10 protein-coding genes and 1 tRNA gene are annotated in these 14,375 nt (G+C 70.0%); 10 read left to right on the top strand and 1 reads right to left on the bottom strand.

The genetic code is table 11. The features are described from left to right. Positions 1-5: 5 nt before the first annotated feature. The gene (locus tag D3869_RS22655; RefSeq protein ID WP_247895982.1) at positions 6-1,565 is read right to left on the bottom strand and encodes a ShlB/FhaC/HecB family hemolysin secretion/activation protein; all 1,560 of its coding nucleotides are present in this window, start codon (positions 1,563-1,565) and stop codon (positions 6-8) included. Between the two features lie 575 nt (positions 1,566-2,140). On the opposite strand from D3869_RS22655, the gene D3869_RS22650 reads away from it, so the two are divergent. From D3869_RS22650 to D3869_RS22605, 10 genes are all read left to right on the top strand, one after another. Next, positions 2,141-2,899, top strand: a complete 759-nt coding sequence (locus D3869_RS22650; protein WP_137142100.1) for a molybdate ABC transporter substrate-binding protein — start codon at positions 2,141-2,143, stop codon at positions 2,897-2,899. Positions 2,900-3,246: 347 nt separating this feature from the next. Further along, a tRNA-Trp gene (locus D3869_RS22645) sits at positions 3,247-3,322 on the top strand. Between the two features lie 499 nt (positions 3,323-3,821). After that, the gene (locus D3869_RS22640) at positions 3,822-4,556 is read left to right on the top strand and encodes an RNA polymerase sigma factor (RefSeq protein WP_137142099.1); all 735 of its coding nucleotides are present in this window, start codon (positions 3,822-3,824) and stop codon (positions 4,554-4,556) included. A gap of 91 nt (positions 4,557-4,647) precedes the next feature. Then, positions 4,648-5,712, top strand: coding sequence for a patatin-like phospholipase family protein (locus D3869_RS22635; RefSeq protein ID WP_137142098.1), 1,065 nt, complete (start codon positions 4,648-4,650; stop codon positions 5,710-5,712). Then, the gene (alr, locus tag D3869_RS22630) at positions 5,709-6,890 is read left to right on the top strand and encodes an alanine racemase (RefSeq protein WP_137142097.1); all 1,182 of its coding nucleotides are present in this window, start codon (positions 5,709-5,711) and stop codon (positions 6,888-6,890) included. The genes D3869_RS22635 and alr overlap by 4 nt, the downstream gene beginning before the upstream one ends. Further along, a complete protein-coding gene (locus D3869_RS22625; protein WP_137142096.1) occupies positions 6,887-8,068 on the top strand; it encodes an ABC transporter substrate binding protein in 1,182 nt (393 codons plus the stop codon). The genes alr and D3869_RS22625 overlap by 4 nt, the downstream gene beginning before the upstream one ends. A 2-nt stretch (positions 8,069-8,070) precedes the next feature. Next, on the top strand, positions 8,071-10,590 hold the full coding sequence (locus D3869_RS22620; protein WP_137142095.1) for an MFS transporter: 2,520 nt from the start codon (positions 8,071-8,073) through the stop codon (positions 10,588-10,590). Then, on the top strand, positions 10,587-11,114 hold the full coding sequence (locus D3869_RS22615) for a GNAT family N-acetyltransferase (protein WP_137142094.1): 528 nt from the start codon (positions 10,587-10,589) through the stop codon (positions 11,112-11,114). Before D3869_RS22620 ends, D3869_RS22615 begins: the two co-directional genes overlap by 4 nt. A gap of 52 nt (positions 11,115-11,166) precedes the next feature. Next, positions 11,167-13,308 (top strand): adenylate/guanylate cyclase domain-containing protein, encoded by a 2,142-nt coding sequence (locus D3869_RS22610; protein WP_137142093.1) that lies wholly within the window; start codon positions 11,167-11,169, stop codon positions 13,306-13,308. A gap of 15 nt (positions 13,309-13,323) precedes the next feature. Then, positions 13,324-14,364 carry a DctP family TRAP transporter solute-binding subunit gene (locus tag D3869_RS22605; RefSeq protein WP_137142092.1) on the top strand — a complete coding sequence of 347 codons (1,041 nt, stop codon included), beginning with the start codon at positions 13,324-13,326 and terminating at the stop codon, positions 14,362-14,364. The last annotated feature ends 11 nt before the right edge of the window (positions 14,365-14,375 follow it).

The following is a 14,375-nucleotide window of genomic DNA, read 5'->3' as shown; positions in this document are numbered from 1 at the left end:
CCCTATCAGTATTGCGCAGTGATGTTGAAGAAGACCCGCATGTCCTTGTCGCCCTCGGTCGCGACGCGGCGGGTCAGCGGCTTGTCGATCTCAAGCGTCGCGAACAGCCGTTCCACCAGGCCGGCGCGCACGCCGCCGCCCACGGAGACCAGCGAATTCCGGCTGTTCTGCTCCAGGCTGGAGCGGTTCCACACCTCGCCACCGTCGACGAAACCGTAGATCTGGACGGCCTGGGCGAAGCTGTTGTCCGGCAGCACCGGCGTGTAGCGCAGCTCCAGCGACCCGGCCCAGCCACTGTCGCCGGAGATCTCGCCCTCGTCGAAGGCGCGGCCGTAGCTCGGGCCGCCCAGGGCGATCTGCTCGCTGGCCAGCAGCGGCGTGCCAGCGGCCTGCATGGTGGCCGTCGCCAGGATGCTGAAGTTGGCCGGCAGCTGCTGCACGCGGGTGATGTCGGCGGTCAGCTTGGTGAAGTCGCTGCGCCCGCGCTCGCGCGATGCGTAGGCCGAGCCGAGCTTCGTCGCGTCGAGAATGTCCAGCCCCTGATGCACGAGGCCGCGCACCGCGGTGATGCCATCCCAATTGTCGGTCCGGTCATAGCTGAAACCGCCGCGCAGGATGCGCAGGCGGTCGCGGTTGAAACGGTCGCCGGAAATGTCGGTGTTCACGTCGCGGTATTCGAACTCGCCGACGGCGCGCAGGTTCTCCAGGCGCGAGCGGATCACCGGGTAGCTGAGCGTCCCCACGCCCGCGGCCACCCAGCTTTCCACGTCCAGCGGGTCCAGCGTCAGGCCCGGGCGCGACTTGGAGTAGGAGCCGGTGGCGGAAAAGGTCAGCCCGTCGCCGGTCACCAGCGCCTGGTAGCCGGCGCCGACCGACCAGGCCCGCGACGCCGGGGAGGACACGCGCCCGCTGAGGTTCACCGTGTCGGCGTTCGGCCCGAAGGAGTTCAGCGCCGCCGTCGCGGTCGTCTGGGCGGTGCCGAGATAGGGCGTGTTGCGGTTGCTGAACGACACCAGGGCGTCCACCGCCTTGCGGTCCGTCTTCACCACCACCACGGAGGCGCCGAGCGTGTCCGGCGCCGGTTCCAGGCTGGCGCGCACGGTCAGGCCGGCGAGGTCGTTCGCCAGGAGAAGGCGGCGCTCGACCTCGGCGACGTTGATCGGCTTGACGCCGCGCAGCGGCTCCACCAGCCGCTTCACCGCGGCCAGCGCCGGGCCGATGTCGTCGGGATAGGTGATGTCGGACACGAAGCCTTCGACCACCTGGAGGCGGAAGGTGCCGTTTTCGATCGTCTGGGCCGGAACGATGACCCGGCTGGTGATGAAGCCGTCGTTGCGGTAGCGGAACTCGATGTCGTTGGCGATCTTGAACAGGTCCGCCACCGACACCTCGCGGCCCAGCATGTCCTGGTAGGCAGTCTTGAGGCTGTCCTGGCTGTAGGCGGTGGCGCCTTCGATGGCGACCTCCCGCAACGTCAGGCGGTAGTTCTCGGCCCCGGCCGGAGCTTCCGCCGCGGGCGCCTTCGGCACGGTCACCGCCCCGCCCGGCACGGAGGGCAACGGCATCACCGGGCGCGGCGCCTCCGGACGGGGCTCAGCGCCCGAGGGAAGCTGGGTCGGCAATTGCTGCGCGAGTGCCGACGACGCAAAACCCGCAGAAATGGCTGCGGCCGCGACCAATGTCCACCGTGACGCCTTTCTCTTATCCACATCTTCTTTAAGGACGGACGTGGAAAAGGCAGCTCTGGTGGACGAATTCATGGGACCGATACCTTCGCGCGATGGTCGTTGCTAACCTTTGATTAACGAAGATCCCATTGGATCTCCATCTGAGGTAGCTATTTTTATCATACGATTTCGGACAGGGTGTTAGTTCTAGATTGTCGGAATTTGTAACATTCACATCCTTGTCATGGGCAGCACTGGAACGGCACCGGGGCAGCACGCCGATTGCGGGCAAGCGTGCACAACCTTCCATGGAAGGCTGCGGAACAACCGATGAATCCCGGCATGGAACCTCGAGCGCGGCGCGGCGGCGCCATGGCGGAGCGCGGTGCAGCTCGCGCTTTTCCACCCCCTGTTCCATGCTCTATGCATAAGAAGACGGCGTTTGGACAGAAGCGGTGCGGACACCGAGTTCCATGGACAAGACCGCGGAGCGGCCGGAGGATGCGGTGAACCTGTTTGCGGCCGGCAGCCTGAAGGCGGCTCTGGGCGAACTGGGTGCCATGTTCGAAGCGCGGGAGGGCATCCCGGTCACGGCCGTCTTCGCCCCCTCCGGCCTGCTGAAGGCCCGCCTGCTGCGGAGTGGGGAAGGCGGCCTGTTCGCGTCCGCCAACATGGCGCATCCCCACGCGCTGGCCACCGCCGGACGGGCAACGGCCGTCCGGCCCTTCGCACGCAACCAGCTGTGCGTCATCGCCCAGCCGGAGATGGAGGTCACGGCGGACACGCTGCTCGACCGCCTGCTCGACCCGGCCCTTCGGCTCGGCACCTCGACGCCGCTGGCCGATCCCGCCGGCGATTACGCCTGGGACGTCTTCCGCAAGGCCGAGGCGCTGCGCCCCGGCAGCTTGGCGGCGCTTGACGCGAAGGCGCTGCGGCTCACCGGCGGGCCGGACAGCGAGAGGGCGCCGGAGGGCCGCACCCCCTACGGCTGGCTGATGGAACGGCGCAAGGCCGACCTATTCCTGACCTACCGCACCAACGCGCGGATCGCGGCCCTGGAGATTCCGGGGTTGAGAATCGTCGCCCTGCCGACGGCGATGGCGGTGGGCGCCGACTACGGGCTGGCCGTCCTGAACGGCCCGGGCCGCGCACGGGCGGAAGCGCTTGCCCGGAGCATCCTGTCCCCCGCCGGCCAGGCGGTCCTGGAGCGTCACGGCTTCGCCGTCCCGTGACGCGGGGGCCGCCACGAACCGTCGCCCCTCCCGCTCCACCCGCATCCGCGGCGCCGCTATCTTTTAAAACTGAAACCGATACTTTCAAAAACGGCTGATTTCTTCAAAATGGCGAGCAGAGGCGGGTATCACGTGACAAAAAATGACGTTCTTTGGTAAATTTTTTCTTGTTCTGCTGCACGCGCGAAGGCCGGCGACGGTCCGGCCACGCTCACGGTGACCTTGCTCCACGCCGGCCTCCGCCATGCCCGCGGGAAAAGAGCGTTTCAGACCCGATTGCCGCAATTTTCCGCTGGTGCAACGCTCTGAAATCGCCTAAAAGCGGCTTCCCGCTGCAGAGCGGCGACAGGAGTGTAGCTCAATTGGTAGAGCACCGGTCTCCAAAACCGGGGGTTGGGGGTTCGAGCCCCTCCACTCCTGCCATCCGGCAAAGGCTTCGGATGGCCCCGCGCACGGCGGCATCAAACTCCTGAAATTTGGACATCCGGCTGGAATATAGAATTCCGGAAACATTGCCGGGACGGCGAGCGAGGATTCGCGCCTCTTGGTTAATAGACGTTTAGCCCTAAAGCCTTGAACGGCCTGGAGCCGCACGGCGTTACTGTCTCCCCGGCCATCCTTCCCCACGACCCCATAGAATCGACGCATCCGGTTGCGTGTGCATAGCCATGGCTTGATTATCAAGACATAGTGCGGTTGTAGCCGGATAGGCTTTTTTTTAGATAAGGTCGTACGAAATACATAGGTATTTCGAAAAAAAGTATATCCAGTTCGTTCACGCCTAGAACCTGGCGAGCGTCCCTTGAGCAAAACGCGCAAGGGACGTGATATGCAACAAAGAGCGCAACCTTTGGGGGATATCCCCACCGGAACGGCGTCGGATCGTCGGCGGGAACCGAAACGCCCCTGGCCTTCCCTGTCCATGGCCGGATCGCCGCGGCTTCTCTCCCGCAACGGCGAGGATCTCCACCAGCTGGACGATTCCAGCCTTCTGGAACGCATCGCGACGGGGGACCAGACCGCCTTCTGGGTCTTCTGGTGCCGCCATTACACCGACCTGTTTTGGACATATCAAAGGTTGTGCAAGGGAAACAGGCAGGAGATTCACGACTGCCTGAGCGGCCTCTGCATCAACCTGTCCGAATCCCTTCCCCTCTACGCCCGTTCCATCATCAAGACGCGCACCTGGCTGCGGCGCACCGCCATCAACCACTTCATCGACCGGCACCGCTCCCACCAGCGCCATCCGGTCCTGGTCGGCTCGCTCGTCGAGATCGCCTCCATCGCGGACGTGTCCAGCGGGCGGGACGCCATGGACCCGGAACGCACCAACGCCGACCGCGCCCTGCTCGTCAAGGTCCTGGAATCGCTTGACGGCATCCGGGACGACCGGATGCGCCAAGCCGCCCGCATGCGCTTCATCGAGGAGCAGCCCTACGCGGACATCGCGGCCGAGCTGTCGATCTCCGAAGAGCTGGCGCGCAAGTGGATTCAGCAGATCCGCAGCTATCTGCGCAGCGCCGTTCCCGATCACCGCGACCTGCTGGCGAAACCGCCGCCCGACACCCCCCAGGCGCGGCGCGCCACCAAGCACGGCGTGCTGACGCGAACGCGGCCCCCCAAGGCGCCTCAGAAGACCATGAAACCGGCGCTCTGACCGGCACCGGACGCCCCCAGGCGCGTCCGATCACACACCCATTCCCAACCCTGGCGACCTCCAACCCGGGACGCCAACGACCGGAGCCATCATGCCCGACCAGACCATGCCCGCCCCCGCCGTCCAGCCCGCCAACCGGAAGGGCGCCAAGCCGATCAACCTCGCGCTGCAGGGGGGCGGCGCCCACGGCTCCTTCACCTGGGGCGTGATCGACCGCATCCTGGAGGACGGGCGCCTGACCATCGACGGCATCGTCGGAACCAGCGCCGGCGCCATGAACTGCGCCGTCACCGCCTATGGCCTGACCGTCGGCGGTCCCGAGGGGGCGCGGAGCAAGCTGCGCGAGTTCTGGCGCCGCATTTCCGACGAGGCGAAGAAGGGGCCGCTCCAGCCGACCCCGCTCGACAAGATGTTCAGCAAGGGGAACATGGACTTCTCCCCGCTCTGGCAGATGTTCGACGCGCTGTCGCGCATGATGTCGCCGTACGAGCTGAACCCGATGAACATGAACCCGCTGCGCGACGTGCTGTCGGACGTGGTGGACTTCAAGCGGCTGCGCAAGGCGCCGGCCTGCAAGACCTTCATCGCGGCGACCGACGTCTGCGCCGGCCGGCTGAAGGTGTTCGGCCCGAAGGACATCTCGGTGGACGCGGTCCTCGCCTCGGCCTGCCTGCCCTTCCTGTTCCAGGCGGTGCAGGTCGGCAACGCCTTCTACTGGGACGGCGGCTATTCCGGCAACCCGCCGCTGTTCCCGCTGATCGACCAGTGCGACAGCCGCGACATCCTGATCGTCCAGATCAACCCGGTCCGCGTGCCGGTGCCGCCGCGCACCGCCCGCGAGATCATGGACCGCGTCAACACGCTCAGCTTCAACTCCAGCATGATGCGCGAGCTGCGCGTCGTCGACTTCGTCTCCAAACTGATCGATTCCGGCGAGCTCAGCCCCGAGAAGCACAAGAAGATGCACATCCACACCGTCGACGCCGAAGAGGTGGTGGAGAAGCTGGGCGTCACCAGCAAGCTGAACGCCGACTGGGACTTCCTGACCTACATGTTCGAAACCGGCCGCCACAAGGCCGAGGAGTTCCTGGATCAGCATTTCGAGAAGATCGGCCGGGAATCCTCGACCGACATCAGCGCGAAGTTCCTTGCATGACGGGAACGCGGACGGGCCGGCGGGGCAGCACCACCGCCTGGGCGGACATCGATCTGCACGCCCTCGGCCGGAACCTGGAACGGCTGCGCCGCGGCCTTCCCCCCGGTCAGGCCGTCTTCGGCGTGGTCAAGGCGGACGCCTACGGCCACGGCGCCGGACCGGTCGGGCGGGCACTCCAGCGTTTCGGGATCGACGGGCTGGTGGTGGCCGACATGGGCGAGGGCATCACCCTGCGGCGGGCCGGAGTCGCGGCCCCCATCCTGGTCATCGACCCGCCGCTGCCCAGCCAGCTCCGGCTGCCCGCCCTGCACCGGCTGGGCGCCACCGTGACCAGCGCGGCCGAGGCGCGGGCGCTCGCCATCGCCGCCAACCGCGCCGGCCGGACGGTCGACGTGCATGTCCGGGTGAACACCGGCTTCGCCGGCTTCGGGGCGCCGCGGGCGGACCTGACCGACCTGCTGGCCGCGGTCGCCGCCGCGCCGGCGCTGCGGCTGGAGGGGCTCTACACCCACCTGTCCGGCGCCTATGGCCCTTATGAGGACGGCGGCCTGGTGGAGCTGGACCGGTTCGGCGAGGCGGTCGATGCGGCGCGGGCGGCGGGGCTGCTGCCGCCGCTGGTCCACGCGCTCAGCAGCCCGGCGCTCGGCCGGCCCCTGCTGACCGGGGCCGCGGCGCGCATTGGCTGCACGGCGGTGCGCTGCGGGGCCGCCCTGTTCGGCATCCGCATGGCGGACGGGGACCTGCCCCTCCCCCTCGCCCCGGTGATGAGCGTGAAGGCCCGCGTCTCCTGCGTTACGGCTCTGGAGCCCGGCGACGTCGCCGATTACGCCGCCGCCGGCGCGGCGCCCCGGCGCACCCCGGTGGCGGTCCTGCCCTTCGGCTTCGCCGACGGCCACCACCTGCACCGGCTGGCCGGCGGGACCCTGCTGATCCGGGGGCGCCCGGCGCCGGTCCTGGGGCGCGCCTTCATGAGCAGCCTTCTGGCCGACGTGACGGACATCCCCGACGTCCAGCCTGGCGACGAGGCGGTCCTGATCGGGCGGCAGGGCGATCACCGGATCACGGCAGAGGACATCGCGGCACGGTCCGGATTGCGCCCCAGCGCGGTCCCGCTTCTCGGGCCGCGGGTCGTCCGCCGCTACCGGTCGAGCCCCGCGAGGGAGGACCAGACGGAATGAGCGCACATCCCCCCACCGATGCCTCCGGAGCCGCGGTGATCACCCGCCGCGGCTGGATGGCCGGAGCCGCCGCCGCCGGCCTCGGCGTCCTCTGCCCGCCGGCCGCGGCGCTGGCCGCCCCCCGACCGCTTCCGTCGGTCCGCGACGTGCCGCGGCGCTGGCGCGTCAGCTACGCCGAATCCATGCCCTACGGCAATTACGCCGCGACGCTCGCCGCCATCCTGGGCGAGCTGGAGCGGATGGGCTGGACCGGCGAACTGACCGGCATGCCCTACCGTCCAGGCCAGACCGACACGGCCGCCCTGTGGTCCTGGCTGGCCGTCCACGCCGGCAGTCCGGTTCTGGAGTTCGTCGCCGACGCCCATGCGACCAACCTCACCGCCGACGCCGCCGCAGCGCTGGTGAGGCGCCTGCAGGACCCGGGCGACATCGACCTGATGATCGTCATGGGGACGGTGGCGGGCGTCGCCCTGGCGACCGACGCCCACCGGGTGCCGGTCCTCGCCTTCTCCTGCACCAACCCGATCGCCGCCGGGATCGTCGCGTCGGAAACCGACACCGGGCGCGACCATGTGTGGGCGCATCTCGACCCGCGGCGCTTTCAACGCCAGTTGGCCATCTTCCACAAGACCTTCCGGTTCCGGCGGCTGGGCATCGCCTACGACGACAGCCCGACGGGCCGGGCCATCGCCTCGCTGCCCGACATCGAGGCGACGGCCGAGCGGATCGGGTTCGAACTGGTGGAGCGGCACGTCCGCGCGCCGATCGACCATCTGGACCAGTACCGCTACGAGGTCGATCTGACCGCGGCCTGGGAGGCGCTGTCGCGCGAGGCGGATGCCGTCTACATCACCTACGGGCGCTGGCCGCTGGACCGCTTCACCTCGCTGGCCCGGCCCTTCCTGAAACGGCGCATCCCAACCTTCTCGCAGCTCGGCCCCGAGGAGGTGGAGCGCGGCGCGCTGATGAGCATCGCCCGCGCCGACATGGCGGGCATCGGTCATTTCGGCGCCGCCACCCTCGCCCGCGTCATGGCCGGCGAGCCGCTGCGCCGCCTGCCGCAGGTCTATTTCGACACGCCGTCCATCGCCTGGAACGCGGCGACGGCGGCGGCCATCGGCTACCGCATCCCCTTCCCGGCGCTGCTGGCCGCGGACTCACTGCACGGAGTGCTCTAGCCATGGCCTCGCCCGGTGCCCCGCAGGGCCGATCCGGCCCGCTTCGCGCCTTTCTGGTGTCCGTGCTTCTGGTGGGGGTGACGCTGGCCTTCAGCCTGAGCATCAATCTCGGCTCCTTCCGCCAGAACTACGCGGGCACGCTGATGGCCGCCTTCGCGGTGGTCGGCGGCAAGACGGCGGAGAACATCCAGGACGCGCTGGGCTACGGCAAGCCGTTGGACGACTTCTACGGGCTCGAGGCGATTCTCGACCAGCTCGCCGTCAACCTGCCCTGGGCGCGGGGAATCGGGGTGGCGGTGGCGGACGGCCGCGTCGTCGCCATCGCCAGGGGGCGGCCCGTGGATCCGCTGCCGGAAGCCACCCTGCGCCGCGCCCGCGCGGAACTGGAGCGGCGCCCCCACTGGTTCCGGCATGACCCCGACCAAGGCGCCTACGTCCTCTATCTGCCGCTCCGCAATCCCGGCGAGGCCGAGCGGGACGACCGGCAGGCCGACGCTCCCGCCGGCTTTCTCGTCATCCAGTCCGACAGCAGCAGGGTGGACGAGCGCGTCGAGGATTTCCGCGACCGCACCCTGCCGCAGCTCCTGTGGACGGGGCTGGGAACGGTCGGGTTCCTCGGCCTGACCGGCCTGGTGATGGCCTTCGGCCTGCGCCGCGCGTTGGAAGACCGCCGGGTCCGGCTGGAGCGCCTGCGCCGGCTGCTGGCGCTCGGCGCGATGCTGGCCGCCCAGACCGCGGCGGCGGCGGAATGCTACACGCTGATCTCCACCGCCCATCTGGAGGCCGCCGAACAGGCGACCCAGATCGTCGCCCGGATGATCCGCAACGACGTCGAATCGGTGGTGCGGCGCGGGCTCGACTACGGGTCGCTGGCCGGGGTGGAGGGCTATTTCGAGCGCATCCGCGCCAGCATGCCCACCCTGCAATCCATCGAACTGGCCCTCCCCGGCGCCACCCCGCCGACCCACGAGGCCCGCCACATCATGGGCGGCGTCCCCTTTCTGTCGGACATGCCGGACGTGACGCTGCGCTGGCCGCTCGCCCAGGACCGCGGCGGCGAGGGGCGCGAGCTGGTGGCCATGGTGGACGGTGACCGGGTCGACGCGCAGTTGACCGAATTCGGGCTGGACATGGCGACCATCCTGGTCACCTCGCTGCTGTTCATGTTCGAGATGGACCGCGTGCTCGGCGGGCGGACACGGATGGCCCGCCGCTCGGACGAAGGACGGGCCGGGGCGGCCAGACCCGCGCCGGGCGCGAGCGGCGATTTCGCCGGCCCCATCCGCTTCTCGGCTTTTCTGATGTATTTCGGCGCCTTTCTGCCGGTGTCCTTCGTCCCGCTGCTGATGTCCAGCTTCGGCGGGAACCCCTTTCCCCTGCTGTCGCCGTCCCAGGTCGCCGCGGCCCCGCTGACGGCGGAAATGCTGTGCGGAGTCGCCGCGGCGCTGGCCGCCGGACGGCTGACCGGGCGGTTCGGCTGGCGGGCGGTCTCGCTGGCCGGCTTCGCCGCCGCCGCCACGGGGATGGCGCTGGCCGCCGTGGCGGTGCTGGCCGCCGACCCGCTGCTGTTCGTGCTGGCCCGCGGCTTGAGCGGTGCGGGCAGCATGGCCGGGTTGATCGCGGCGAACGCCCTGATCGGCCGGCTGCGCGGCGTTTGCGATGCGTCCGCTCTGCATTCCGGGCTGTTCGCCGGCATGTATGCCGGGGTGAACTGCGGGGCGGTGTCGGGCGCCCTGCTCTCCACCACCTACGGATCGGTCACCGTGTTCGCCGGGGGGGCCGTGATCCCGGTCGCCGGGCTGCTCTACACCGCCTTCGGCGTCCCCCGCCTGCCCGGAGCCGTCCCGCCGGACGCGCATTGCGCACCGGCGGCGGCTCCCACGCCGTGCGGCACGGTCCACCCGCGGCTACGGCGCATCACGGTGCCGCTGTTCCTCGCGCTGATCTCCCTGCCCACCGCGGTCGCGGCGATGTTCCTGCCCTTCTATCTGCCGCTGTTCATCGCGGACCTCGGCCTGTCGTCGGCGACGGTGGGCCGCGCCTACCTGCTGCACGGCCTGTGCGTCGTGCTGGCCGGGCCGTTGCTGACCCGGATGGCGGCGCGGCGCCTGCCGATTCCGGGGGTGACCCTGCTGTCCGCGGCGATGATCGCCGGGGCGCTGGCCCTGTTCGGCCTCCAGGCGTCGCTGTGGACGGCCTTCGCCGCCGTGTTCGCGATCGGCCTGGCGGAGAGCTTCGGCCTGTCCGCCCAGATGCGCCATGTGGAACTGTTGGCGGCGCGCGAGGCCCGCCGACGCGATTCCGTGCTGGCCCTGCACGTCAACACCCGCAAGCTGGGTCAGGCCGCCGGGCCCGTCCTGTTCGGCACGCTGGCCGCCGCCGTTCCGCTGGGCGCCGGCCCCGAGGGGGTGAGCCTGATCGGCGGGCTGCTGGCCGGCAGCCTGCTCCTCTTCGCCCTTCTGACGTGGCGGCGGACCGTCCCGCACCGCACGGCGCGCCGGCGGCGGGAGGAGGGGCGATGACCGGCCTGCGCTTCGCCCTCCTGACCCCGGACGCGCTGGGCGCCGTCCTGGCGCTGCAGCGGGAGGCCTGCGGCCCGCTGATGCACCCGCTCGGCGAGGCCGAGTTGTCGGACATGCTGGCCGGCCCGTGGATCGGGCGTGGGGCGGTGCTCGGCGCGCTGACCGACAGCGCGCTCGCCGCCTTCCTCGCCGTGCAGTTTCCCGGCCGGGCCACCCACAATCTGGGCCGCGACTACGGCCTTGCGGACGCGGAACTGGACCGGGCTCTGCATTTCACCGGAATCCTGGTTCATCCCGCCCGGCGCGGGCAGGGTCTGCACCGGCGCCTGATCGAAACCGCCGCACAGGGGGTCCTGCCACCGGGCCGGCACCGCTATTGGTTCGCCACCGTCCGGCCCGAGAACACGGCCAGCGTGCGCGGCATGCTGTCGGTCGGCATGCGCGTTTTCGCGCGCATGCCCAAGCACGACGGGCACGACCGTCTCCTCTTCGTCCGCGACCTGTCCGCCCCGGCCGGCGGCTGACCCCCCTTCATCATCGTCGCCACCGCCCCTTTGGCCCTCCGGAGACCGCCCGATGTCCCAAACGCCGTACCGGATACGCCTGCGCGTGGGAATCGCGCTGGCCTTCCTGCTGACGACGGTGCCGCTGATCGCGGTGATGCTCAGCTACCTCTACCACGAGAACTCCCGCACCGCGCTGGAGGTGGCGTCGCAGTCCATCGCGCGCACCACCCAGACGGTCACCAACGACCTGAACGGTTTGGTCAGCCCGGTGGCCCGCGTCGCCGAAGCGATGGCCGGGTTCGGGCGGATCGACCGGAACGGGCTGCGCCGCATCGAATCGCTGCGCTACTTCTCCGACGCCCTGGCCACCCTGCCGCAGCTCGCCTCGCTCTATGTCGGCTTCGCCGGAGACGGCGCCTTCTTCCAGATGGCCCGGCTGGCCCCCGACGGCGGGCGTTTCGGCCCCGCCACCCCGCCGCCGGGCAGCGCGCTCGCCCTGCGTATGCAGGATTCCAGTTCGGGCCGGTTCGCCGACTCCTATTTCTATCTGCGCTCCTGGGGACAGGTCACCGGTGTGGAGCGGACGGAGGCGACGGAGGATCCGCGCACCGCCCCCTGGTACGTGGCGGCGCAGAAGGCCGGGGCGGCGGTGATGTCCGATGCCTTCGTCCTGCCGGCGACCGAGCGGCCGGTGGTCACCGTCTCCTACCGGATGGCCACCGACGACGGGGTGCCCATCGGCACCATCGGGGCCGACGTTTCGCTGGACAGGCTGGCGGCCCGGCTGGACGCGCTGCGCATCGGCCCCTCCGGGGCGGTGTTCGTGATCGACGGCAACGGGCGGGTGATCTGCCACAACCGGGCCGACCTGCTGGTCGGCGGGGACGGTGCGACGGCGGCGCTTCACACCACCGCGTCCTTCCCCGATCCGGTGGTGGCCGAAGCGGTGGAGCGCCGCCGTGACGGGGCCGGCGACCGCTTCATCGCGCCGCTGGGGCCGGCGGGCCGCGACTACATCGTGGAGTTCGCGACCCTGACCGACGGGATCGGCAGCGGCTGGACCGTCGGCGTGGCGGTGGAGGTGGACGAGTTCGTCGGTTCGCTGCGCCGCGCCACCTACCGCATCGTCGTGATCGGCGCCGGGCTGCTGGCGGTGTCGGTCCTGCTGCTGCTCTGGCTGTCGCACCGGTTGACCCGCCCGATGCAGGACATCGTGTCGGAGACCAAGCGCATCCGCCATTTCGACCTGACCGGCCGCTTCGCCGTCCGCACCCGCGTGCAGGAGGTGGCGGAACTGGCCGGCGCCGTGGAGGCCATGAAGGGCGGGCTGCGCCGCTTTGGCGCCTATGTGCCCAAGGCGCTGGTGCGCGACATCATCGTGACCGGCGACGGCGGCGAGCTGGGCGGCGAGACGCGTCCCCTCAGCATCCTGTTCAGCGACATCGCCGGCTTCACCGCGACCAGCGAAGCCATGCCGCCGCAGCAGGTGCTGGACCGGCTGACCACCTATTTCGAGCGGATGACCGCTTGCATCCACGGCCATGGCGGCACGGTGGACAAGTTCATCGGCGACGCCATCATGGCCTTCTGGAACGCCCCGCGCCCCGACCCGGACCATGCGGAGCACGCCTGCCTCGCCGCGCTCGGCTGCCTGTCGGTCAACCGCGCCATCAACGACGCCTGCCTCGCCGCCGGCATGCCGCCGATGCCGACCCGCTTCGGCCTGCATCTGGGGGAGGTGGTGGTGGGCAACGTCGGCTCCTCCGACCGCATGCAGTACACGGCGCTGGGCTCCCACGTGAATCTCGCCTCGCGCATCGAAGGGCTGAACAAGGTCTACGGCACCAGCATCCTGGTCACCGGGGCGGTGGAGCAGGCGGTGCGTGGGCGCTTCCTGTTCCGGCCCGTCGATCTCGCCGTGCCCTCGGGCCTGTCGGCGCCGATCGAGCTGTTCGAACTGGTCGGCGCGCTCGACCCGCATTCGGCCTTCGCCCGGCCCCCGGAAATCCACGATCTGTGCCGCCAGTGGCACGTCGCCGTCTCGCTCTACCGCGCCCGGCGCTGGTCGGCCGCCCTGGAGCTTCTCCAGCCCCTGGCCGGCGAGCCGGAGGTGGCGGCGCTGGCCCGGCTCTATATCGCGCGCTGCGAGCGGCTGATCGCCGACCCGCCCGGCGACGGCTGGGACCCCGCCGAGCATTTCAAGACCAAGTAGCCAGAAGAGGACGCGATGAAAAGCAGATGGACGGCGCGGCTGTTGGCCGCCTGCACGGTACTGGCGCTGGCGCTCGCCGCCGCCGGGGTGTCCGCCGAGACGGTCATCAAGCTGGCCCACCCCAACCGCAACGACGCCTTCGACAACACCGCCGGGGCGATGGCGATCGTCTTCAAGAACTATGTGGAGGTGGCGACCGAGAAGCGCGTGCGGGTGGAGATCTTTCCCGAAGGCCAGATGGGCCGCGACGGCGACGCGGTGAAGCTGGTCCGCCAGGGGACCATCCAGTCGGCCATCTCCTCGGTCGGCGGGGTGGCGCCGCTCTACCCGATGCTGGCGGTCATCGACCTGCCCTTCGCCTATTCGTCGGTCGCCAACGCCTACGACGTCTTCGACGGTCCCTTCGGCCACCGGCTGGCCGAGGAGATCCGGCGCAAGGCGGGGCTCGCGGTGCTGGGCTTCGGCGATCCGGGCGGGCTGTTCACCATCACCAACTCCAAGCGCCCGATCCGCCAGCCCGAGGACATGAAGGGGCTGAAGATCCGCACCATGGATCTGGAGACGCACCGCACCATGATCGGCAGCCTGGGCGGCACGCCGGTCAACGTCGCCTGGTCGGACCTCTACAACGCGCTGGGCACCGGCGCGGTGGACGGCCAGATGAATCCGGTGCCGATCGTCCGCTTCGCCCGCTTCGACGAGGTGCAGCGCCACCTGACGCTGAGCAACCACCTGTTCCTCCCCTATGTCTGGGTGATGAACGCCAAGTTCCTGGACGACCTCGCGCCCAGCGACCGCGCGGCCGTGCTGAACGCCGCGCGGCTGGGCGTCGTCGCCAGCCGCGGCCTCAGCCGGCTGATCGAATCCTCGGACCGCGGCCTGCCGCCGCTGGCGCAGCGCATGGAGGTCCACACGCTGACTCCGCGCGAGGCGGAGGCGTTCCGCAAGGTGACCCAGCCCGCGGTGCGGCAGGCCATCGAACGGCGGTTCGGCGCCGAGGGGGTGGAGATGCTGGCCGCCTTCGAGCGGGCGATCCGCGAGGAGCGGACGCCGTAGACGGCGCAGCC

This window comes from Azospirillum brasilense (genome assembly GCF_005222205.1).
GTDB classification, from domain to species: Bacteria; Pseudomonadota; Alphaproteobacteria; order Azospirillales; family Azospirillaceae; genus Azospirillum; species Azospirillum brasilense_G.
This window is presented reverse-complemented; position numbering and strand designations above follow the sequence as displayed.

Excerpts from the sequence above, each read along its gene's own strand:
- alr (WP_137142097.1), top strand. The coding sequence starts at position 5,709 with ATGACGGGAACGCGGACGGGCCGGCGGGGCAGCACCACCGCCTGGGCG.
- D3869_RS22635 (WP_137142098.1), top strand. The coding sequence starts at position 4,648 with ATGCCCGACCAGACCATGCCCGCCCCCGCCGTCCAGCCCGCCAACCGG.
- D3869_RS22655 (WP_247895982.1), bottom strand. The coding sequence starts at position 1,565 with ATGCCGTTGCCCTCCGTGCCGGGCGGGGCGGTGACCGTGCCGAAGGCG.
- D3869_RS22605 (WP_137142092.1), top strand. The coding sequence starts at position 13,324 with ATGAAAAGCAGATGGACGGCGCGGCTGTTGGCCGCCTGCACGGTACTG.
- D3869_RS22615 (WP_137142094.1), top strand. The coding sequence starts at position 10,587 with ATGACCGGCCTGCGCTTCGCCCTCCTGACCCCGGACGCGCTGGGCGCC.
- D3869_RS22625 (WP_137142096.1), top strand. The coding sequence starts at position 6,887 with ATGAGCGCACATCCCCCCACCGATGCCTCCGGAGCCGCGGTGATCACC.
- D3869_RS22610 (WP_137142093.1), top strand. The coding sequence starts at position 11,167 with ATGTCCCAAACGCCGTACCGGATACGCCTGCGCGTGGGAATCGCGCTG.
- D3869_RS22620 (WP_137142095.1), top strand. The coding sequence starts at position 8,071 with ATGGCCTCGCCCGGTGCCCCGCAGGGCCGATCCGGCCCGCTTCGCGCC.
- D3869_RS22650 (WP_137142100.1), top strand. The coding sequence starts at position 2,141 with ATGGACAAGACCGCGGAGCGGCCGGAGGATGCGGTGAACCTGTTTGCG.
- D3869_RS22640 (WP_137142099.1), top strand. The coding sequence starts at position 3,822 with ATGGCCGGATCGCCGCGGCTTCTCTCCCGCAACGGCGAGGATCTCCAC.